3 protein-coding genes and 1 pseudogene are annotated in these 21,396 nt (G+C 57.6%); all 4 read left to right on the plus strand.

The window, feature by feature from the left end; translation table 11 throughout:
- Nucleotides 1–3 precede the first annotated feature (3 nt).
- A pseudogene (locus tag ACR0DU_RS18885) lies at nucleotides 4–525 on the plus strand (UbiX family flavin prenyltransferase); the annotation flags it as partial.
- Between the two features lie 109 nt (nucleotides 526–634).
- Nucleotides 635–1,264 (plus strand): polysaccharide deacetylase family protein, encoded by a 630-nt coding sequence (locus tag ACR0DU_RS18890; protein ID WP_480876582.1) that lies wholly within the window; start codon nucleotides 635–637, stop codon nucleotides 1,262–1,264.
- Between the two features lie 461 nt (nucleotides 1,265–1,725).
- On the plus strand, nucleotides 1,726–13,602 hold the full coding sequence (locus ACR0DU_RS18895; protein WP_480876584.1) for a hypothetical protein: 11,877 nt from the start codon (nucleotides 1,726–1,728) through the stop codon (nucleotides 13,600–13,602).
- On the plus strand, nucleotides 13,599–21,374 hold the full coding sequence (locus tag ACR0DU_RS18900) for a hypothetical protein (RefSeq protein ID WP_480876587.1): 7,776 nt from the start codon (nucleotides 13,599–13,601) through the stop codon (nucleotides 21,372–21,374). The genes ACR0DU_RS18895 and ACR0DU_RS18900 overlap by 4 nt, the downstream gene beginning before the upstream one ends.
- Nucleotides 21,375–21,396: the final 22 nt, after the last annotated feature.

Genomic DNA, 21,396 nt, shown 5'->3' on the forward strand with positions numbered 1-21,396 from the left:
GTTGGGGAGGCTCACGCCGCGCGATGGCTGGCCCGGCTGAAGGTCGAGGTTGATCTTGTGGTCAGCCCGGCGGCGCAGCGGACGCTGGCGCAGGAATGTGGCCCCGATGGCTTTGCCAAATTATGCGGTCTGGCGACCCGCCATCACGCCGAGACCGATGTGGGGGCCAGTATCGCGTCCGGTTCAGTTCCGGTGGCGGGGATGATCGTCGCGCCCTGTTCGATGCGATCCCTTGCAGCGATTGCGCATGGTCTGGATGACAACCTGCTGACGCGCGCGGCCAGCGTACAGTTGAAAGAGCGCAGGCCCCTGATCCTGCTGACCCGGGAAACGCCGCTGACCCTTGCCCATTTGCGCAACATGACAGCAGCGACGGAAATGGGGGCGGTGATCATGCCACCGGTTCCGGCCTTCTATCTCGGCCCGCGCGACACAGCCGATTTCGTTGATCAGATTGCGGCGCGCGCCGTCGACAGCCTGAGGCTTGGCGATCCGGTGGCGCAAAGATGGCTGGCAACCGCATAGACGGTAACGGTCATTCAATTTGCACGGCCTCTGATCAGGTTATTTCAACAGAAAACTTGCCCGCCACCGGCAGCGCGGCTAGCTTTCTGTCGGAAAGGGGGGAAACAACATGCCGCAGACATCCAAGAAAAAACCGCAGGTAATTGTTCCGAACTATCTGGACCTCAAGTCGGGGGACAGAAAGGTTTGGATTACAGTGGATGACGGTCCTCATGAAAAACACACGAAAACTGTTTTGAAAGCGCTGGCGGACAACAATGTTCGCGCAACTTTTTTCCTGTTGGGGGTCAATTTAAAAGCAAATCCAAAGGTGCTGAAGGAAATTGTTGCAGGTGGGCATCGCATTGGAAACCATGCCTATTCCCACAAGATTCTGACCGACAAAACTGAAAAGCAAATAAAGTCGGAAATAGAACGGTGTGAAAAGCTGATTGGAGATTCAATCGGCAAGGACAAGTTGTTTCGTGCGCCTTATGGAGCGATGAACAAGAAAGTGGAAAAGGTTGTTCGTGACCTTGGCTATCGCCATGTGGGCTGGAACGTAGATACCGAAGATTGGAAGCCCGAAAACCAACCTGACGGTTGGGTCCAACAGGGTGTAGAACAAATTCGAAAACGATCCAGTAACATTGTTCTGGTCCACGACATACATCCTACAACAGCGAGATATTTTGATACCTTTTTGAAACGTGTCGCCCAGATATCGAAAGTGAAGTATCAATCTCCGACGGATCTGTAGCGACAGATCAAATACGACTCGAATCTTGCTGCTACGGAGGTGCAGCCGCTCAAATTTCTACTGCACAATTGCCTCGAATTACGAGCGCAATCTGCGAATTCTGCGGTCGCTCGAAATCTTGTAGCGAAGCCTTTTCGATTAGCGTGTTACGAACGCATGACCTGCAAGAGGCTTGACAGAACTCTATCTGCGATCCACTCTGAAGAGCGTTGTCGGAACTGGATTTTCGAATGTTGAGTAAGGCGTTTGCTGTATTGCTCAGCTTTTATGGAATGCAATTTTCGTATGCCAATAGATCGAGTTGGAATACGTGGAACATAATTTTCAAGATCGATTTCATAATCGAGAGACGCCCGGAATTATCTTCGAAACCTGATTTGCAATTTTCATAGGATTGTGATGCATCAAGCATATCTTGAACTCCCAAATACGCATCAGACTGCAGTAGAGAGCCGGACCAGATGGCCGATGTAATCCTGCATCAAGCCGGTTTACGGATTGCGCTTGGTCAGGGTGCGGGCGCTGGGTCGGAACTGAGTTTTGATCGCCTGATCGTGACTAAAGAAGGCACTGCTGATACAGCGACCTTGGTTTTGGCTGAACCCATCGTTTTTGATCCGCCCGATTTTGAAATACTGTTCGATAATAGCCGTAATTTGCGGTCCTTCGAACGCATTGCCTCAGACCGGCGCACCCGGGATCGGGTGATGGCCCGGCTTGGGCGGCTGCGCAAGGAGTTGGCACGACAGACCGTCAGGACCGACGGAAGTGAGCTCGGTTTTTTTGGCATCACAAACGGCCTTGCGGCAACGCAAACCGGGTTTTCTCTGGATCTCCCGATCCTGTCGCCTGGCGGCGGACCTCTGATCAGGCTGAGAGCGTGGGCGAGTGCCAATACCAAACTTCGTGCGCGGGCCAATGACCTCAACATCAACGTCTCTGACATTGATGTATCGATTGCCTTGGAGGTTGTTGCCGAGGTCAGCACAGATGGTGTTGTTAAGGCCCTGAACGCTGCTATCCGGCCAATAGCCCGAGGGTTGGAACAGATCCTGCCCGATATCTCAGGAATCCCGTTTGATTCACTCAAGTTTGACGGCGTGCAACTGCCCGATTTCAGTTTCCTGCAGTTGCCAGTGCCTGACATTCTGCGCACTTTGACTGACGATTTATCCGTCGCTGTCATTTCCAGCGATTTCACAACAACAGTCACCGTGCAGGGTGGCGACCTCGACATTGTTTGCAGCGCCTCAAGTGCAGAAATGGTGGTGCGCTGGAAAACGTCGGACATTCTTAAGGCAACCATCACAGATTATGCTTTCGGTCTACAGGATGGCCATCTGAGCAGTGAATTCGGCACGATCACGATCGTGCCGAACGATGTTGCCATCGGCGAAGAGTTCGAGTTCGGCGGTGGGGCGTTCCCGATCCTCGGCAGGGTTCGTCTGGGCCGCGTCAAGGATGTTCAGGTCGATCTGAACGATGGGATGGAGATCACCGCCACATGGGAGTTCAGCCGCATCCAGGTGGAAGTAACCGGAGATCCGCAAACGCGGCTTGCGGTATCGCTGGATGTTGTGACGAGATCGAAAAACGGCGAAGTCGATACCTCAATTGCCAATCTTATACTTTTGGATCTGGGCGGTGCCATCACTCTGCCCGAGGTGGATCTGCCCGAGATTCCAGACGATTTCCTGCCCATTCCATTCATCATTCCACCGGATCTGACCGAGCTTGAAGAATTCGTGAAGCGGCTTGCACGCATTTTGGCGGCTCTGTTGGAGTATGCGGCCAAAGGGCTTGGCGCCGTGGCAGGATTCCTGTCGGAGATCATCGAGAGTGCTTTTGATGTTCTCTCCGATATTCTGCGCAAACTTCTGGGATTGCTGCACGGCGCGACCAAAGGTCTGCTGATCGAGGTGCGGCTGGACAAGAAGACCTTTAAACCCATTCAGATTGTGGTCACAGGACCGACTCCCACCGCTCCGGAAGGAAGGGAATTGTTCGCCGATATCGGTGTCCTACAGGTCGAGATCGGAAACTTCACGCAACCCGCATTTGTATTTGACCTCCGGGACAGTTGGGCCGGGCTGATCTTGTTGAACAAGGAAACCGGGGAAAATACCCACGATGTGGCGATAAGCACGGACCTTTGGTTTGCTCCGGAAAATGGACCGACGCAGTCGGTCGGCACCGTTGGAGATGAGGCCCGGGATCCGTTGATACAGGTCACGGCCGACCTCAAGGATACCGGAGCAGGGTTTCCTGAACTTGTTTTGATGGCGTTTCAGGACGGCGAGGCTGCATTCTTCAAAAAACTCCAGAACGGAAGCCAGAACGCCGTCACATACAAAGATGACAATGGCGCGGACATAACGATCCGAACAGTGAGCGGTCTGCAACGACCGCGTGATCTGAGCTGGGAACTCGGACAAGAAGATATCGACATCAAGGTCAATGCCGAGGGTTTAAGGGAGAAGGCGCTGGCGCTTTTGCCAAGCGGTCCCAAGCGCGGTGGAGGCGGTTTAGCCGATAGCCTGTCGCAGCGTATCACAGTCACAGACATCACAGAAGGGGACCATGTTGTCGACGGGGCTGTGCAGGTGGTGCTGGACGTCAAAATCGAGGTCGGCACTGCACCCGATGCCCTGACCTTCGAGACCGTACTTACGCTGGGCCTGAACCTCACCACGTTGAAGACCTCGTTGAAGGGGGACGAAATCGCCATCAAGGCGGAAAACGGGGATCGCCGGGAACTGAATGGGTTTGGCCTCAGGCTGCTTGTGACACCCAATGATGCGCACGAGTTGTTCGTTCTGAGTTTCAGGGAGGGTAACCCGCGGGTCGATCTGGCTGACAACGCAAAGATGGAAGTTATCTATGACCGGTTGTCCAGTTCCGGACGTGGTCTGATCCTGAAGGCCAGTGAATTCGGCATCGGACATGGCGGGCTGGATTTGGTAGCGCAGGCCGAACCGGAAGAGCCGGTGCGGCTGGCGGGGGTTGAACAGGCGTTTCGCTTCACTTCTGGCGGTATCCGTATCGAAAGCGGAGAGCTGATCGGCGGCTCACTCAGCGGCTCGGGTCCCTTGCCGCCAGCCTTGATAGGCGACGCGATCGCGCAGATAACCCTGACCTTTGGTGCCAGAAACGGTCGTTTCAAAGTTGTGGCGGCCAAGGCCGATTTTTCAAAAAGGGGTGAGCCACTTTATTCCACCGGAACGCGCTTTCGGGTCACGCTCGACAAAGTTGAACTCGATTATCGGGACGTGGATTCCGGGGGCGAACATTTCTTCTTTTTACTCTGGGGTGAAGCTGCTTTTGAACCGGCAGCCGGAGAGTTTGCCGCCGGGTTGATGAAGAATCTGCGATCTGTTGCGATTAAGCTCGAGGCCGCGCCGCTGACCGGAGATGCGAGTGAGCTACTCAAGCACATCTCGTTTTTGGTCGAGATCGATCCGCCGTTCCGGGAATCCTTGTTTGACATTTTTGGGTTCGAACTTCGGGGCATCGCTTTTCATCCACGCAGTGATGCGTGGTCTGACACACCACCAGCAATCGGCCTGAACGGCCAGGTGTTTGTCTCGGGTTCGAACGACATTGTACAGGCGGCTATCAATTGCCATGAACTGCTGATCACCTATCCCGACAGCGATAGCCCGCTGCCCAGATTGCGCGCGGATGGATTGACCGTGATGCTGGAAATCGGCGGTCTGGCCAGGGTCGAAGCCACTGCAGTAGCTGTGGACGATAGCATTCCCTCTCTGTATGCGCCGGTGGCTCTACCTGCGGATGTAACGGCTAACGGGTTTCTCGCCTCCGGCCGGGTCGATATTTCCGGTCTGGGCGCCTATGCTGGTGCGATGGGCTTTCTGGAGTTGCACAAGGAGTCCACGAACAAGCGCAAGCACGCCATGTTCCTGTATGCGCAGGCCGAAAAGCTGGCTGAGCGTGTTGATACCCCGATTGGACCGATCTGGATCAGAGAAGTCGGCCTTGGTCTCGGGCTGAACTATACGCTGACCGCGCTGGCCGCCGCAGATCAGGCCAAAAGCCCGAGAGAACTGGTTCGTTCCCTGGATGAAGTCTCGAAATACCAGGGGAATCTGACCACCTTCAAATCGTGGACGCCGCAATTTGACAAGGACGCACTCACGCTGGCGCTGAGGGGCATGTTGTCTTTGACCAGTGCCTCGCAAAGCTCTGCCGCGTATAACGAGGCCAATGAAAAAACCATCGCCAACCCGTTGTTGATGGATATCGTTCTGGCACTGCGCACGGACCTGACCTTTTTTGCCAATGTCCGGGGCTGGATCGCAACCAACTACCAGGATTGGTTTGATGCTTTGGCATCGGATGCCTGGAAAGAACAACCCACAATGCGCGGATATTTGTACTTTTCGGTGCCCCGCAAAGAATTCCTTGCCCGCTTTATAGCCGACGGAAAGGGCCATATCGGAAACCACCCGGAACTGGATGAAAACTTCAAGAAGGCGCTGCAGGCAAGCCGGTTTGCAGCGACACTGTATATTCGTCCAGGGCTATATCACATGGAACTGGGCTGGCCATACGAGCTTGGCTTTGATCTTGGCAAACGCAGTGACAATTTCTGGCTCAGCGTTTCCGGAGGCACGATTTTCCGCATCGAGGATGCGACAGCCCTGCTGGGCGTTGCCTTCCGCGCCAGCGGCGAGATCAATTTCGAGGGCCGGGTCGGTGGTTCCAGCCTCGGTGCAGCGGTGGTCGCGCGGGCCAGCTTTGCCATTGGCGCGAAGTTCATTGCCTTTCTTGCCCCGTTCGAGCCCAAGGACACGATGTTCTATGGTGATGTTTACCTGTCGATCACCGTGGATTTCGGGGTCTCGTTCTGGTTGGAGATCGGATCAGGCCGGTTCAAGGTACGTTTCAGCATCAGCTTCTCGATAATGCTGACCGTGTCGGTCGCTGCCGAGGTTGTGCTGGGTGTGGGCGGGGTCGGCGCCCGGGTTCAGGCCGCCGTCGGCGTTCGGGCCTTTGGGCGGACCCTGGCCGTTGGAATCGGGTTCTCATTCGGCGACAGCAATCTTGAGCGCGCGCGCGCGCGGGTGGCGCGTTTCATGACCCTGGGTCTGGGCGTCGATTTGCCTGACGGAGATGTGCTGCACACTCCCGCGCCGGTGCCGGAACCTGCTCGAAAACAGCGCGCGCAATCCTCTGATGCCCAACTGAATACTGAGACCCCGCCGCCGCTGCCGGTACTTGACGATGATGCCCCGCCGATAACGCAGGGTGTTGTCGGTGATCCGATCACGAAAACCGAGTTCTGGGCCATGTTGGTACAGTTGCAGAGTGATCGCGAGAACCCCGATCGCTCGGTTTACATCATGCAACTGTTGCCGAAGGACTTGTCCCGGTTTGGGGACCAGATGCCAGATGACATCCCGTCGACCTTCTTTGCTGAACCCTTTGGTCTGAAACAGCAGGAAGGTGGCCAGAACGGGCCCTTGGAGACCGATCTGAACGGGCACACTCAAACCGGCGACTATATTTTGCGTTCGACCGACGGCTTCCCGGGTCGTGTGCTGGGCGACGATGGCTGGCAAGAAGCACCTACCACTGTTGTCGACGGAGAAACTGTAATGCGTCTGCACGCGGCGCTAGGGCGCGTGATCGAGGGCCAGTTGAACCTCAACACGCTATTGGCTGATTGCTTCTTATCCGGCCCCCGCCTGAATGACGGATCCCTCACATTCACAGAACCCACGCCGGTCCTGTTCGCTTCCCCTCGTGATCCATCGGGCGCTGTTGCGTCCAAAGCGCTGCGCGAGCAATCCACCCGGCTGGACCTGAGCACCGACGGTGAGGATGCAGACGCAGCGCGCAAGCGGCTCGCCTCGATCAACACGAACGAGCGCCGTAGCGCGCTGATCGGCAAGATTGGAGAGAGCCTGCGCGATCTGGCCGAGCGCGCGCGGGAGCCTGATTTTGATGAATCCGAGTGGCTAGCGTCACCAGGCGGGATTGATGCGCGTCATTTCGGTTTGACTTTCCGCGTCACCGGCACCGAGATCGCAAAGTGGTTCGGAGCGTCGTCGGCTCTGACGATTGCCAAGCGCATAGGTGAGGACAGCTGGTCCGATCCAGTGGACATTGAATTGCTGCGCCACCCTGATCAGAGCTTCGAGAATCGTGAACCGATATTGAGAGACGCAGAAGTGCGCCAGACCTCAAGAGGGCTTGACCTGATCTGGGATCTGGAGCCGGAATTTGGATCGTCGAAAGATTTCCTATCGGATCCGGAGACTTTCCTGGACTACTACTCCATCGAACGCAGCTTCGAAGGTATCGATTTCAACTGGAGTCAGGAATTCCGGACGCGAACGACCACGCCCTTGCAGTTTCACGACGATGGAAACAACCTGCTGATCACACGTGAACGCGCGCAGGTGCATCTTAATGATGATCTGACCGGTGGTGGAGTGCCCGAGGATTTCCGCGCGCTGGTTCTTGGCACGCCGATCCCATCGGGGCGCACCGCTCTTGATGTCTGGAATGACGTGGCGTTGGGTCGCGACGCGGTCACAGTGATCTATAAGATCACGGCAGTTGACGAAATGGGCACCCAGACCACTCAAAGGGTATTGGAACGCAAGATCAATCGCCCCGCTGACGTGCTGAAGGCACCGATCAGCGCCAGTCTGACGATCGTATTCGATTCCGGGATGGCCGAAGCCAGCGGATCGGATGTGCCGGGTCTGGCGTTCGAACTGATATTCGCCGACCGGCAGGAGGCCGAGGCAGAGGCCCGGCGCATCGATAACGCGCAGGAACGGTTCCCGGCCTCAGAGTATCTGCTGCGTGTCCGAACCGCCCGGATATTGGGGGGTGGCCAATATGGTTCCGATGCGGTCGACGATGCACGCAGTGCACCGAGCGCGCAAGCCATTGAGAAAAAGCAGGAAGATGATCAGGATTTCCTGCTGGTCTACGCTGGATCGGGCTCGGCCGGGGAGCCCGCCGCGCTGAGCGTGACTTTGCGCTACGGCGACGAGGATGAGGCCGTCGCGGGTGAGTTTGGCTTTGAGGTTAGGTTGCCCGACGGCGCGGAACCACCCGTTGGCACGACCGAGAAAGAAGCGCTGCTGGCCGCACTGGGTTTGGTCGGTTCGCTTGATGGCAATGGCCGCCGCGTCTTTTTGCAACGCCAGCAGGGAACCGAACGGTCGAAGATCCGGTTGAAATCCAGTTGGGTTATTGCGCAAACCCAGTTGATTATCCAGCCTCCGAACATCCCGGAAACCGCTGGGACCGATGGCGCAAAGCCTTCGGCATATAACAGCATTGTGGAAATTCTCGAACGTCCGGCAAAGCTTGAATTCCCGGCTCTTGACCGCCGCTTTTTGCGGCGTGATGCAGGCCGATTGGAACTAAAGCTGCCCGACCCGGATATGTCCTTGCAGGACCTGCTGACGCCCGAGGCGAAAGGGGAGCGTATTTTGCGCCGCCCCGATCCCGAATTGCGTGCCGCCGTTGAATTGGAGGTCAATGTCCACGGTATTCAGCGACCGTTGAATCTGCAGAGCGATGCCGAGCACCCGGGCACTGAACATGTCATGTGGCCGCGGCACTGGATCGAGTATGCTGGAGGTTTTGACATATTTTCGTTGGACCCTGCGCGGCTGCGGTTGACGGCTGATCGTCCGGGTTTCGATACCTCTGAGGCGTCGCTTCGTCGGGCGGTGCAAGGTTTGGCGCAGCGCAAAGCAACGATTAAAGTCCTGCCCCGGTCTTTGGCAGGTCTTTTCCCGGCGACGGTGCCGGATTTCAAAACTCTGGCGCCACATTACCCGAGTCTTTCCCGCCGCACAGACCCTGCGCGCAGCAGAGATCGCCGTGAGGCACCTTGGTACGGCCCGGCGGAAAGCCTCGTCGCATTCCCGACCGCCCGCCTGCGCCGATGGCTACTTCCCGACCCGTCCGAGGCATCCATTTCACATCTTCTGGACAGGTTTGACGCGCAAGCTTTGGAAATTGAGATTACGCATCAACCCCTGAATACCGGGACCGTGGTGGGCAGGATCGACCTGGGTCAGGTTGGATTCTCCATCGACATGCAACATTGGTCACCGGGTGGCGAACCAGATCCGAATAACCGCCAGCGTGTGTTTCAAAAAACGGCTGAGTTCAGGCACATCACAACCATTTCCGATCCCGACGGAAAGGCATTGCGTACAAGAGACATACGAGCGGCTTTGCGCAGCTTGCGGTTTGGTCTCGTGCATGATGTGACCAGTGAAAACTGGTCCGCGCAGGTCAATGCTGACCGCGCTTATGCCGAGTGGCGTCGCAGCCTGACGGCGGATCGTTTGGACGGCTTGGCCGACGAACTGAACCATCTGAATATTCAGATCAAGGTTTCGACCATCGGAAAGAACCATGTTCTGAGCCCGGAAGATACGCCGCCGCCACGTCGTAGAGAGGATTTCACGGTTGCGTTGCACAGTGATTTGCACCCGGTGCTTGAGGACGCCTTAGCTGAGCTGGCCTATGCGCCTTACGTGCAGGGTTCTGACCATCCCGGCGAGGTCTATCGTGCCTATGAATCGGTGCGGGAGCCGCGCGCTCCGCTGGATATTGCACCCGGATCAGATGCGCCAGACGATGCCAAACCCCTGGAAGCATTCCTAGATGCCTTTTCTCCTACCGTGGATCCGATTGGCTGGGGGGCTCTGCGTGCCCTTGGTCTGGCGGAAGGCCTGCGGGTTTATGACATCGAAAGGGAGCGCTATGTGGCGGGTGGCGCGCTTTTGAACAAGGTCAATGAAGCCTTCGCCGCCGCCCTGTCGGTCTACGGCGCTGCCCCCGAGGATGCGGACGGCAATATCAGTCTGGGCCGGGGGCTGAACGATCCGCGCAATCTGGGTGCGCCTTTTGTAGAGCTTTTGGGGCAGGCCAGTGCATTTATGTCCGTTGGATCCTATGACGGGAGCGATCCGGCGAATGCTGGGGACTGGGAGGATATCGATACCAGTTCCGAAGCCAACATCGTTCAGATCAGCCTGCGACCGCGTCCCGCGCAGCAGGCGGTGTTCGATAACCGGCAAGATAACGAAATGGCGCCCTATCCGGTGCAGTATCTTGTATTGCGCAAAGCCGATGACCCTGTTGAACCACCACAAGATGATGCGCACGAACCGATCACGTTGGATCTGGGGGACGAGATGGCCTTTGTGGCTGATCTTATCCTGCAGGCTGATGTCACCAACCAAAGCCGTAGTCGGCAATGGATGCCCGAAGAATTGGCAAACATCCTGTTCGACCCTGAGATGGCAGGGGAACGCAGCGCCAAACCGGTTTTGACCTCTGATATGCTTAGGCGTATTTCGGCGCTGAAACCGGGTGAGATCGTCGGTTATCTTCGCATTGCCTGCGTAGGCCGGATGCACGAAGGCGTGGTTGGGCCGCCGGCCTTACGCGGGATTTGGCAGCGCGCACTGGACCGGATGCTAGCACCGCTGTCGCATATCGTGGTCCCCGCCCACGATATGATATCTCATCCCCGCTATTTCGCGGTAGACGGCCATCCAGAGCAAAGCGCGCCAATTCCCTTTGACCGTTTCTCGCGGTTGGCGCCGGAATTGTTGGGTATGATCGAATTCGGCGTTACACGGGCCGAGGCCGATGGCCCCCACCACCGGGAATGGGAACGGCCGCTTCTCATGATGCTGTGCCATTTGCCCCCCGGGTTGGCGCCGCGCCTTCCGCGCTGGCACTACAACGATACGCCCGTGCGCAAGGACATCGTCGAGGTCGCCAGCGACCTAGCAGCCCGCATGTCGAAATGGAGCGAGCGTTTCTTGCGTCATGGCACGGGTTTGGGGGTCGGGTTGGAGGGCCCCGTTGACAGCCCGCCAACTGATCGCAACCGTATTGATCTGGCTCTGATCGGGATGACAACCGAAGACGCCATGGCGCGGGTCCCTGACGCGAATGGCCGTGTGCGGGTCTTTTTCGTGGAACCGACCCGAAACGGGCGCGAGGTGCTCTACGCTGTACGACCCTTTGGACGTTATGCGCTGATTGACGCACAGTTGTCTGGCAGGGTTCGCGTGCCAGAACTGGCATCTGCCGCCCTCGAAACCGATTGGAAACGCAAGTTTGTCCATGCCTCGCTGCCCCGCAGCCGCCCGCTCGACAAACCGGCAATCTTGTCGATCGCGCAGATCCCGGGCGACGGGGCGACTCATGCAGGCGAGGTTGAGCTGGTTGTCGGACGCACACCCGATCAGATGATCGCACTTGGCAACACGCCTGCCGAGCGCGCGTTGCAGCCTGCCTGGTCGGCAGTGGAACTGCGGGCCGATTTCCCGGCCAAAGCCGAGGGGCGCAAGCTATTTGGTTCGGACTTCGATTGGAAAACACATGTGTTGTCGCCAAGTGATGATCAGACCGTTTCCGCTACAAGCCTGACCGGCGAGATTATCACGCCTGACGATCTGCTGGAAATGCGCCGCCGGGTGCCGGACGCCTGGCGTGGTTCAGTTAGGTATGGGTTCCGTGGTTTACCGCATTTCCTGCGTGTAACCGCTTTGGCGCATCAATCTGCAGGGGTTGTGGTTTCGGATCCATCCGGTGTCGTTCTGCCCGAAGCCGGCGGTGTTTTGCGGTTTCCGCCTGTTCCAGTCGCTCGTGAGAATGATCCGGGCGATCCGCGGCCCGGTTGGGGTGTTACCGCCGACCCGTTCTGGTGGCTGGAACGGATTGAACACCGTACAGAAGTTGACGGAACCTACTGGCCGCAGACGATTACCGAAACCTTGGTCATGCACTTCGATCTGCCGATGATCCGCAATCTGGATCTGATGCCGGATGTAGATCTTCGCGCCCTCACGGCTGGGGAATTTGCGCGCGTGCCCGGTACTTATCGTTTGCCGGATGCGAAAGTGAGCTATCAGATCGCAGCGCTTTCGAATGACAACACCGTTGTCACGCCGCAAATTGAAATCCTGCCCACTGTCGAAGGTGCACCAGGGCCAACCGCGGGCACGGTGCCGGTGGCTACAAACCCTGTTGGCGAGGGGCTCTACGCGGGCACCTTATCAGGAAGACGCTTTACCAGCGTTTCGCAGATCGAGATGCCTCAGGCCAAGGACGCTCAAGGGCAGACTATTGACATGAGTGACGAAGATGCGCCCGAAAAAACAGCCAATTGGCGTCTGAAGGCACAGGCAGAATTACCTGACCGTAGCGTCACAGCGTGCGAGTTCACAGTCGTTGCGGACCTGAACGCCAAAGCGCAGAGTTTTGGCGAACAGCCTTCATGGTCTGCTGAGTTGAATGTCGCGGGTTGGTCGGAATGGGCGCCCCGGCGCAAAGTGACAATAGTCTACAGCTATCCCGGTACAAACCCCGACGCGACAAAGGCTGCTGCCAAACAGGCCCATGATGCCTTGGCGCGGTATATTGGGGATTTTGGTGCTCTCCGCATGCGTGATCTTCTGCTCGCTCTGTCAGAGATCGATGACAGTCAGCCGGAACTTATCCCTATTGAGATCGGCGAAAACATAACGGTGACGTTTGACCTTCCCATGGGTATCGTCTCTCCCACTGGTGCTGGTGATCTACGCATTTCCGACAGCAACTCGTATCTGCCACGCTACCATTGGCAAAAACCGGATGAACCATATGACTTCGTGAAGTGGATGAAGCATACGCGCGCGATCCTCACGAATATCGACGACCCAGATAGGCGCGATTTCGCCCGCGAGCTTACAAAGAATATGCGTGATTTTGACGTCATGAGATTGAGACAGGAAACGCTTGATCGCGAAATAACCAGCGTGGTGACGTCAATTGAACCAAAGAATCTTCCCTTCCCATTCCTGTTTTTCGAATGGCGCAGGTTCAAACCCGATGACCCTGACGCAGGAAGTTTCGGCAGGCGAATTGCGCAGCTAATCGTAGCAATTGCCAATCTGCTGCCCGAGCAGGGAGATCCGTATCTTCTTCGCCGTTATTGGGAGGCCCGTGTCAGGGGTTTGGTAGAATTTAACCATACCGGTCTGAATGAACTCGTCCTGCCGCTACCAGCCATCCTTTCCGGCCAGAACATCGAAGCGCCCGAGTGGTCCGAGGCGCGCAGTGACGAAGTGCAAATGCATCTGGGTCTGCATCGTTTGCCCTCTGAAACTGAACTGGACACCTTGACCGAGGTGTATCCGCAGGCGCTTGAGACGGTCGAGAAGCTCATCGAAGCTGAATTGTTGGGGGCAGGCGGTGTTCGTGTGACCGCCTTCCGAGGTGCGGCGGCGCCCGCCAGCCTTCGAATCAAACCGAAGATTCAGGGAGGTCAGTCATGATCGGACCGGGCCTGCGCCAGATTTATGTCGAGGGACCGAGGGCTAAAGACGGTCCTATCTACCGGCTGGTTTGTGACGTCGTTTACGATGACGACAATACGTTGCAAAACGCGGTAGACCGGATGCCAGCGCTGCGCGCCATGGGGCTAAATCCACCACCTGCGAATGTCGTTGAGATCGGAAACATAGGTGGGGCCGGTCCCGATCTGGAAAGGCTGGACTTTCTGGCGCCATCGCTGATGCGGGCGCGAGTCGATCCCGCATCCGGTCGACTACCGACTATCGCCGCACCTGTACATCAGGAAGGCTCCGATAGCGAGGTGCACTATGCCGAGGATCGGGTGAAGGATCTTGTTTTGGTCCCCAATCAGACTTGGCCGGTCGAAACGGACGCCAATCAAATCTTGGTGCCTTCCTTCCGTTTGGCAGCGGGATCGGTAGCGGTCCGGCTGCGGACCGAAGATGATCATGACGCGGCATTTGCGCGTTTTTTGAACTACGACAGAGCCAACAATACGGTGTTCGGGGGGTGGCGCCTGTTTGAGGCCACAAGCGTTACCTCCGACGAGGGACTGCTTGCCCATCTGGTACCAGAAGGGGTGGAACTGGATGTTCTGATGCCCAATCCCGTCAAGGCCATGATCGGAACCGGGGCATCGGACTTGCCCGCGCGGTTACGCTTGGAACCCGATGGCGCCGACGGCTATCGCGCCCAGGTGGTTGGGGGGCCGACTGCGGAAGCCGCCGACGCGCTGGCAAAACACCTTTCCGAGCTTTCAGGAGTATTTGGCGGGTTGCGGCGTCAGCAATCCCCGCTGGATATCCGCATTGATCAGGATCTGGAATTACCCCCCTATTTGTGGCTTTTTTCCGTCGTCGGAGGCAGATTGTTCGCATCTGAGAGCCATGAGTGGCGTCTTCGATTGGCCCCGGAAAATCTGATCATGCGACTTCATAGCGGGAACAGCCCGAATTCGGGCCGCCCGGCTGTTGCGCGGCTTAATCTCGATGGTGGTGGACCGGTATTTACCCGGGTTGCGGACACGGTCGGTATGGAATTAGCGCGGGGCTCCGGCACTGCAGGGACCGTTAAGGCGACCTATGGTCGCCGTCAGCCCGGGACAGCTGGGCTGCCACCGGTCGCCGAAAGCGCCGAGGTAGGGACAATCGGCTTGGAGACGCTGCAGGTTGACGTGCCTGACGTCTATCTTCCTATGGCCGAGGCAGTCGCGCGGGAGAGGGAGCAAAACCCTGCCACTGTGCCCACAGCCGTTGGGCAGGCATCTCCGGAACAACACGCGCAGGATCTGTTCCTGATGCTGGACAACGGAACCCTTCAGGTATCGCCGCTATCTGGTCGATTGAAAGAGCCGGTCATCAATCAAGAGCAGGCTGCGTTCGATGGCGGGATCGTCTTTGGCTTTGAAAACGCGACGCTTGAGTTGGATCGTGCAACGGCCCTGACCGTGCGGGCGACTTGGGCGAACCTGTCGGTCGTTGACATCACAATCAGCGTAGGCGGTGTAAGCGGTGGGTTGCGGAACGCCGTATGGATGGCATTGGAGGCGCCGACGCCCGAGCGCTTGTTGCCGACCGGTCACGCCGATCCAGCCATGAGCCGCGAAATTGTTGCCGTTATCGGTGGCTCTCGTCTGGCTAATTTCCATCTGACGATCCAGAGCCGGTCGGATGTGAATATCGACTGGAAACTGCAGGCCTTTGGCGCTGATCAGCGCCCAGCACGCGATCTGGTATATTGGGTCGCTTCCGACAGATTGCCGTTGGTTTCGGCCATGCCGATGCTTGCGCTGGGCGATGAGGGGGCGGGCCCTTCGGATCTTCGCAATCTGGTGCCGCGCGGTGTCGATGCGGACAGTGATTGGTGCCTTCGGTCGAGTCCCGGCGACGGATTACCCCTACTCGAAGATGATACGCCAATCGCGCTCCGTGACTTTGATTGGCCATGGCCTGATCTGATGTCTGATGCAGGCTTGTCCTGGGGTAGATTGGCCATACCGATGGTCAATCCTCTGGCACCGGGCGTAGAATATTCATTCGACCAAATATCGCGCGAGGTTACACATGCCTCACTACGCTATGACTTGCCGATATTGGACGAGTTTTTCGCGGGCCTGTCTGCAGATGACCCGCCAGAGCCAGAGGATGGGCAGAGTGGCCCTGAGCAGCAGAACCGGCAGGCGCGGACCTTTGACCGACGTGTGCAAGGGGTCCTGTCGCCTGTGGTAATGCAAGCGCATTGGCACGAACAGGCGATCAGGCTTGGGTTATCCCGAACCCAGATGGCCCGCGCCACCGCATGGAGCGACATTGATACCGAGGGTACGCAAGGTCCAGGAAATCTGGTGCGCGGCATTGATTCGACGGCGCAAGTCCAGTTTCCGGATGCCTATTCACTGACCGACTATGCCCGGGATTTGTCGCTCGGTGCTTATTCCATCGCCTGGCCCTTGCAGTTGCCGACCCGATATTCCGGTGAGGACGCGCTGATTGGTCTTCGCGGTGAATATGTGATCAACGGCAGCGTGATAGAGCCCCTGACGACATCCAATCAGGACGAAACGCATCTGCGGATCGAAGGGTTTGCCACGGCTCTCTACGAAGAGTCAGAAGATGTTCTACATGATGCCAACAGGACGGGTTTCAAGCGCGGACCCGAGTCAGAGAGCGCTACGGTCTTTGAGCGCATCGCCAAGGTCACAGGCCCTCAGGACGGGGCCGAGGAACAAACCGTAACGCTGCATAGTCTCGTCGAGCCGATAGCATTGGACGGGGATCTTATGTTCTGGGCGCGGGATCTGCCCTTGAAGGGAGGGGTTTTCGAAGGCAAGGACTCCCCTCTTGAGGCGTATCTCGGCCCGACCACAAACCCCTTCAAACCCGGTCAAAGCGCCTTGTCCCTGTACGAATGGCGTTTCGGGCGGGCACCGCAAAGCAATATGCGGCCAGGCTATTGGTTCCAGCGCGGTTTGCTTCGGTATTGGCCGCTCCGATTGTTACATTACCAGCCCAACGTGCGGTTGAAGTTACTGTGCCGGATCGAAATGGCCGGTCCCTTGCCGGACGATGTCAAAGGTCAGGCCAGATTCCAAAGCGATCGACCCTATGAAACCGGGGATCTGGTGGAATGGGACTACGATCTGAGTGCGGAACCCCGTGCGCGGGTCATGGAACTGGTTGCTGGGGCGGAGACCTTGGAATTCACAGGCGTCGAGCCACGGCTGAGTTTTTTGCTGTCTGTAACGATGGCAACGCATCTGGCTGGCGCAACCCATCTGTCCGACGAACCGGAGGCGCGCCGGGCGATCCGCTTGTCGGGGAGGCTTGGAACCGACGGAAAACTGGTTGATGTCCGTCTTGAGTTTTCGATGCTTGGCCGAAACCTCGTGGTCGATCTTGAGGAGGAAACATCAACGCTCGAAGATAAAGATGTTCTGTTCCGGTTGAAAACGCGCGACGCGCATCTTCCGCATTTTGGTTTTTCTTTGGAGAACCTGCGGTTGAATGCCACGACAAGCCGACTTGATGCTTGGTTGGTTGGCGGAATCCCAATCGATGGCCCGCAGGAAAATAGGCCCATGGCGTTGTTGTGCAAACATGAAGCGGGTGCCTACAAAAGCTATTGGTTAGGGTTGGGCGGGCTAACCTTTGCTCAATTGGATGCTGATCATGATCGTGGCACGTTGCAGCTCGCGACTAGGGAGGGGCCATTGCTGACCGGTGCGCCCATATCCGGTTTGCCAGTTGACCGGGGGCTGCTTGAAATGGCCGCGGTGTTGGTTTTGACCGCGCCGGACCCAGAGCATGATGATCCAACGCATTGGCGGGTCGATACAGGCCATGTGACCGCGAAGCTGACCGCTGATCTGAAGACGGGGGACAGTGGTTCGCAAGTAACCCTCTATTCATCCACAGATGTGGGTCATGGCGACGATGGCAAAGCCGGGGTCAAAGTCACTTCGAATATCCGGCTTGACTGGGTTGCGGATGCTCCTCGGACCAGTGGCGTTCAATGGGATCCCGAAGCTATCAAGGTGATCGAAGAGGATCCGGCACAATTGGGCAATCCGTCCTCTACAATGCTTGAGATCGAAGGCTCTCCCGCCACGAAACGTTATGAACATCGCGTCAGAACGTCGTTGCAGGGCCACGCCCTGGAGACGGATCTTTTGCAACTGGCCAGCGCGCGTGTGGCGGGTAGTGCCGAAGTGGTGCAGCTTGCGGATCAGATACCGGTCACACTGTTTGTCGAGCATGAACTAATCAAAGATGCAGGCGGCAAGCGGATATTGTCTTGGGCTGCTCTGGAACCGGCCGTGTTGACGCAGGCGCGATTGTGGGCAATCGGTTATGATCCGGATTCAGATGGTGACGATGCCCGGGTCTTTGGACCCAGATACAAGTTTACTGCCAACAAATACCGGGGAGAGCCACAAAGCGGCATATCACATCCCGGCATCGGTACACGCCGTGAAATGTTGGGTGGTTTTGATGACCGGTCGATTTGGGACGGTGCCGTTGTGACAGCGGATCGGGATCCGATTGTGTTGATCGGAGGTGGTCCGGGGCTGGTCCAGTTTGATGCCAGCACTATGGTTTTCGGTCTTCCCTGGGTCATCCCGTTCCAGACGCAAAGCTTGCCGCCCATATTTTCGAATCTGATGGCGTTCGACGGCATCCGGCGCAAATGGCGGGCAGCACGATTTGACGCGACAGTGACCTCACCCGGACCATCCTTACCGGATGCCCCCCTCCCGGTCCCGCATGACGCGCGCGGCGCGAGCGATATCAGAAAATTCCTTATCAAGGGGTTGCCGGTTGAAAACGGGTTCGCGTATCGGGCCATGGCGCGGCTGGTCGAGCAAACCTTTGTGGAACCTGCCGAAGCCGGAGCCGACGTACCAGACCGTACAGTGCCGATTTTCCTGTATGCACTGGTCGCATTGCGCGCTTTGTTACAAAAGATCGGTGGTGGCGAACAAGCCGTGCTGTCGGTTGCGACGCTCCATCCGATACGTCGGTTTGACGATGGGGGTCTCGAGGATGCGTTTGCGCAGCTTACTATCGCAAAGGCAGACCCTGCACCGCACGTGCCTGCCGCATCCAAGAGTATCATTCCAACTGGTCACATTGAGTTGGTGGCGTTGCGGCGCGGCGGCCTTGTAGAACGGCGGCAACTGCAGCAGGCCCCGGCAATCGATCCGCAAAACGCAGAATTGCACATCAGCGATATCGGGGCCGTCGCGGATGGTTATGGGCCGGTATTACTGAGAAAGATGGCAGAGAACCTGTTGGAACGCCCCGATGCGGCGCTGTTGGTTCAAAGCGATTCCGAAGGCCGCGCAGAAGCACTGTGGGGTATCCCGTTTTTACCCGAACCGCGCCCATTTGGTGCAGATGCAGGCGCGCTGACGGATCCCGGTCACGAGGTCTATCCATCACCGGCCATGGGTTGGCCGGAATTTCCGTGGATTGGGGGCGGAGGCAAGCCTGGGCGGAGTGCGGCCCTTCTGGGCTTGCGGACCGGCGGCGATGATCCGGTTCTGTCGCCGGCAGCGGGATTGTCAGCGCGTTCGGCAGGGTTTGCGTTGGCTGCACCTGCCGCAGCGCCAGAAAACTCGGTGGATGCGCGGTATGTCGCTACGCAGGCAAGGGCGTTGTTTGAACATGGTTCGTCATCCGATCAAATAACCTTTCCTAGCCCTCCGTCCCGCAACATGCAAATTATGTCACCGCGCGCGCGAACCCCGCTTTGGGAACCACGAGAAAAAGCAATGCGCGAGGCGGGATCCCAAGGAGATGGCGGTTCGGACGCCCTGGCTGAAACTGTGAATATCCTGCCCCTGGGGTACAGCCGCAGCCTGATTGGAGAACGCCCCGGAGCCTTTGAAACCATGGTCGATTGCGTGCTTCAGGACGGTAGCGGTCGGCGGTCTGATGAGGATGGCGATTCGCTGTCCAAGACAGCATTGCACGAAAGCTCGGTGGCGTTTGGACGAGCGGCCTCGGTGGCACCGTTGGTCATGCGTCAATTACGCATCCCGCGAAGCCCGGCCCTGCCGGTTGGGCAACTCGACGGCAGCGTGGATGAGGCGTTCGATCCCGCTGTTCGTCGGCGGACCTATGTTTCCTTCGGCGATCTTTCCGGCGCGGCGGAGTCGGACCCGAGACCCGATCCGATCGCTAACCATCTGGCCCGTCCGTTCCCGGCCAGTTTCTGGCGCGGGAAACTTGAGGATACCCCGTTTCGCATCGTTGTCGAATTGCTATCGGAAACACTGCAAGCCCCCCAGATCGAGGCCGCGATGGCCAGCGGGCGGGGATATGACGTGCAACTCAATGCACGGGTGCTGAGTGACGGGCGAGTGCCTATGTCAGAGCGTCAGGCAATCGAGGCCCTGCAAAGTAGTGGCGTTTTGCCGTCCACGGGAGCTGAAATCGGATCGAAGAAAGTATCTACGTTTGACGCCTGGATAGCCATCGGCGTCCGCCGTTTCGACGCGGTCGCCATTGCACTGGGCCATGATCGACTTGCCCCATTCGTCCAGACAGATGCAGGCAATGGCGCTGCGACTGAGCCAGCGCCCATAAGCGAAATTGACGGGGCGGATCGTGTCATTCAGTTGCGGGTTGAATTCCCGCCCGATCGTGCGGCCGATTTTCTGGAAGAACTGGTCGCCCCGGACGCAAATGAACGTGCGTCGCTGCATCTTGCGATGCGCGATATCGGGGGTTCGCCCGACACACTGGACACGAGCGCCGTGTCGCGCTTCGAGATACGCCGGATGGAGGTGCTGGAACCGGCCGGCGTCGAGGGCATTGAGACTTTCAAGCTGACAGGCGGCTTACCAAGATCGATCTCGCTGCAACTGAGCCGGGCGCCTGCTCAGCGATTGTCGCGGGCCGTGACATCCACGACCTATCTCTTCGCTGATCCAGCCTTTGATCGAATACTGACCACGCCCGCCGGGCACTCCAATATCGTCAAGCAGGTCACGACAAACGAAGAGTTCGACTGGCTTCTGGCGCTGGACCGTATGCAATATGATGCGGATGGTACGCTGTTCCTTACATTTGGCAGGTTGGATGCAGCCGAAGGTGGGATGCTGTCGCCCAATACTATGGCTGCCGAGAACGCTAATCTTAGTTTCCGTGCCACGTTCCCCGGTGCGACGAAGGCGGTTGATCTCAGGCTTAGCCCGGGTGAGATGCCTGCCAGCTATCTGATAAATGAAGCTCAGACTTATGCCATCCCGATATCGATGCTTACGTCAGCAATGGACACGGAATCCCAGGTTGAGATCCCTGCAGGATCCAGACCCCCGCCCGGCAGTAAAATAGAAATACAGGTGTCGGATTTTCTTACGGTTGGTGGCGTGCAATCCGGCACCCTGATTTATGTTTTCGAACTGGCCAAAAAGATTAAGAATCCTGCGCCCGCGGCTGTCTATTCCACCTTGCGTCTGGATGGGACCTTTGAGGGTGACAAAGTTCCGACGAACCCACAAATATTGCTGCACCGGACTGCACCGATGCCTTCACGCACCGATTTCCCGGATTTGCTGGATGATCTCGCACGCGGCAGCGTGCGCCGCAGCGCAATTTTTGAATGGACGCATCGCAGTGCGCGGCACGTCGCGTCCGAAACACAGTCCTTTCTGATAAAAACCGACCGTTCCGGCGGGGCGCAACTGCCAGTTCATGCATCAGATTTTCAGACGATCAAACGAAAACGCGCAGGCCGAGCGCCATGAGATTTCGCACTGACGAAAGGGG

Source organism: Ruegeria sp. G2, from assembly GCF_056533505.1.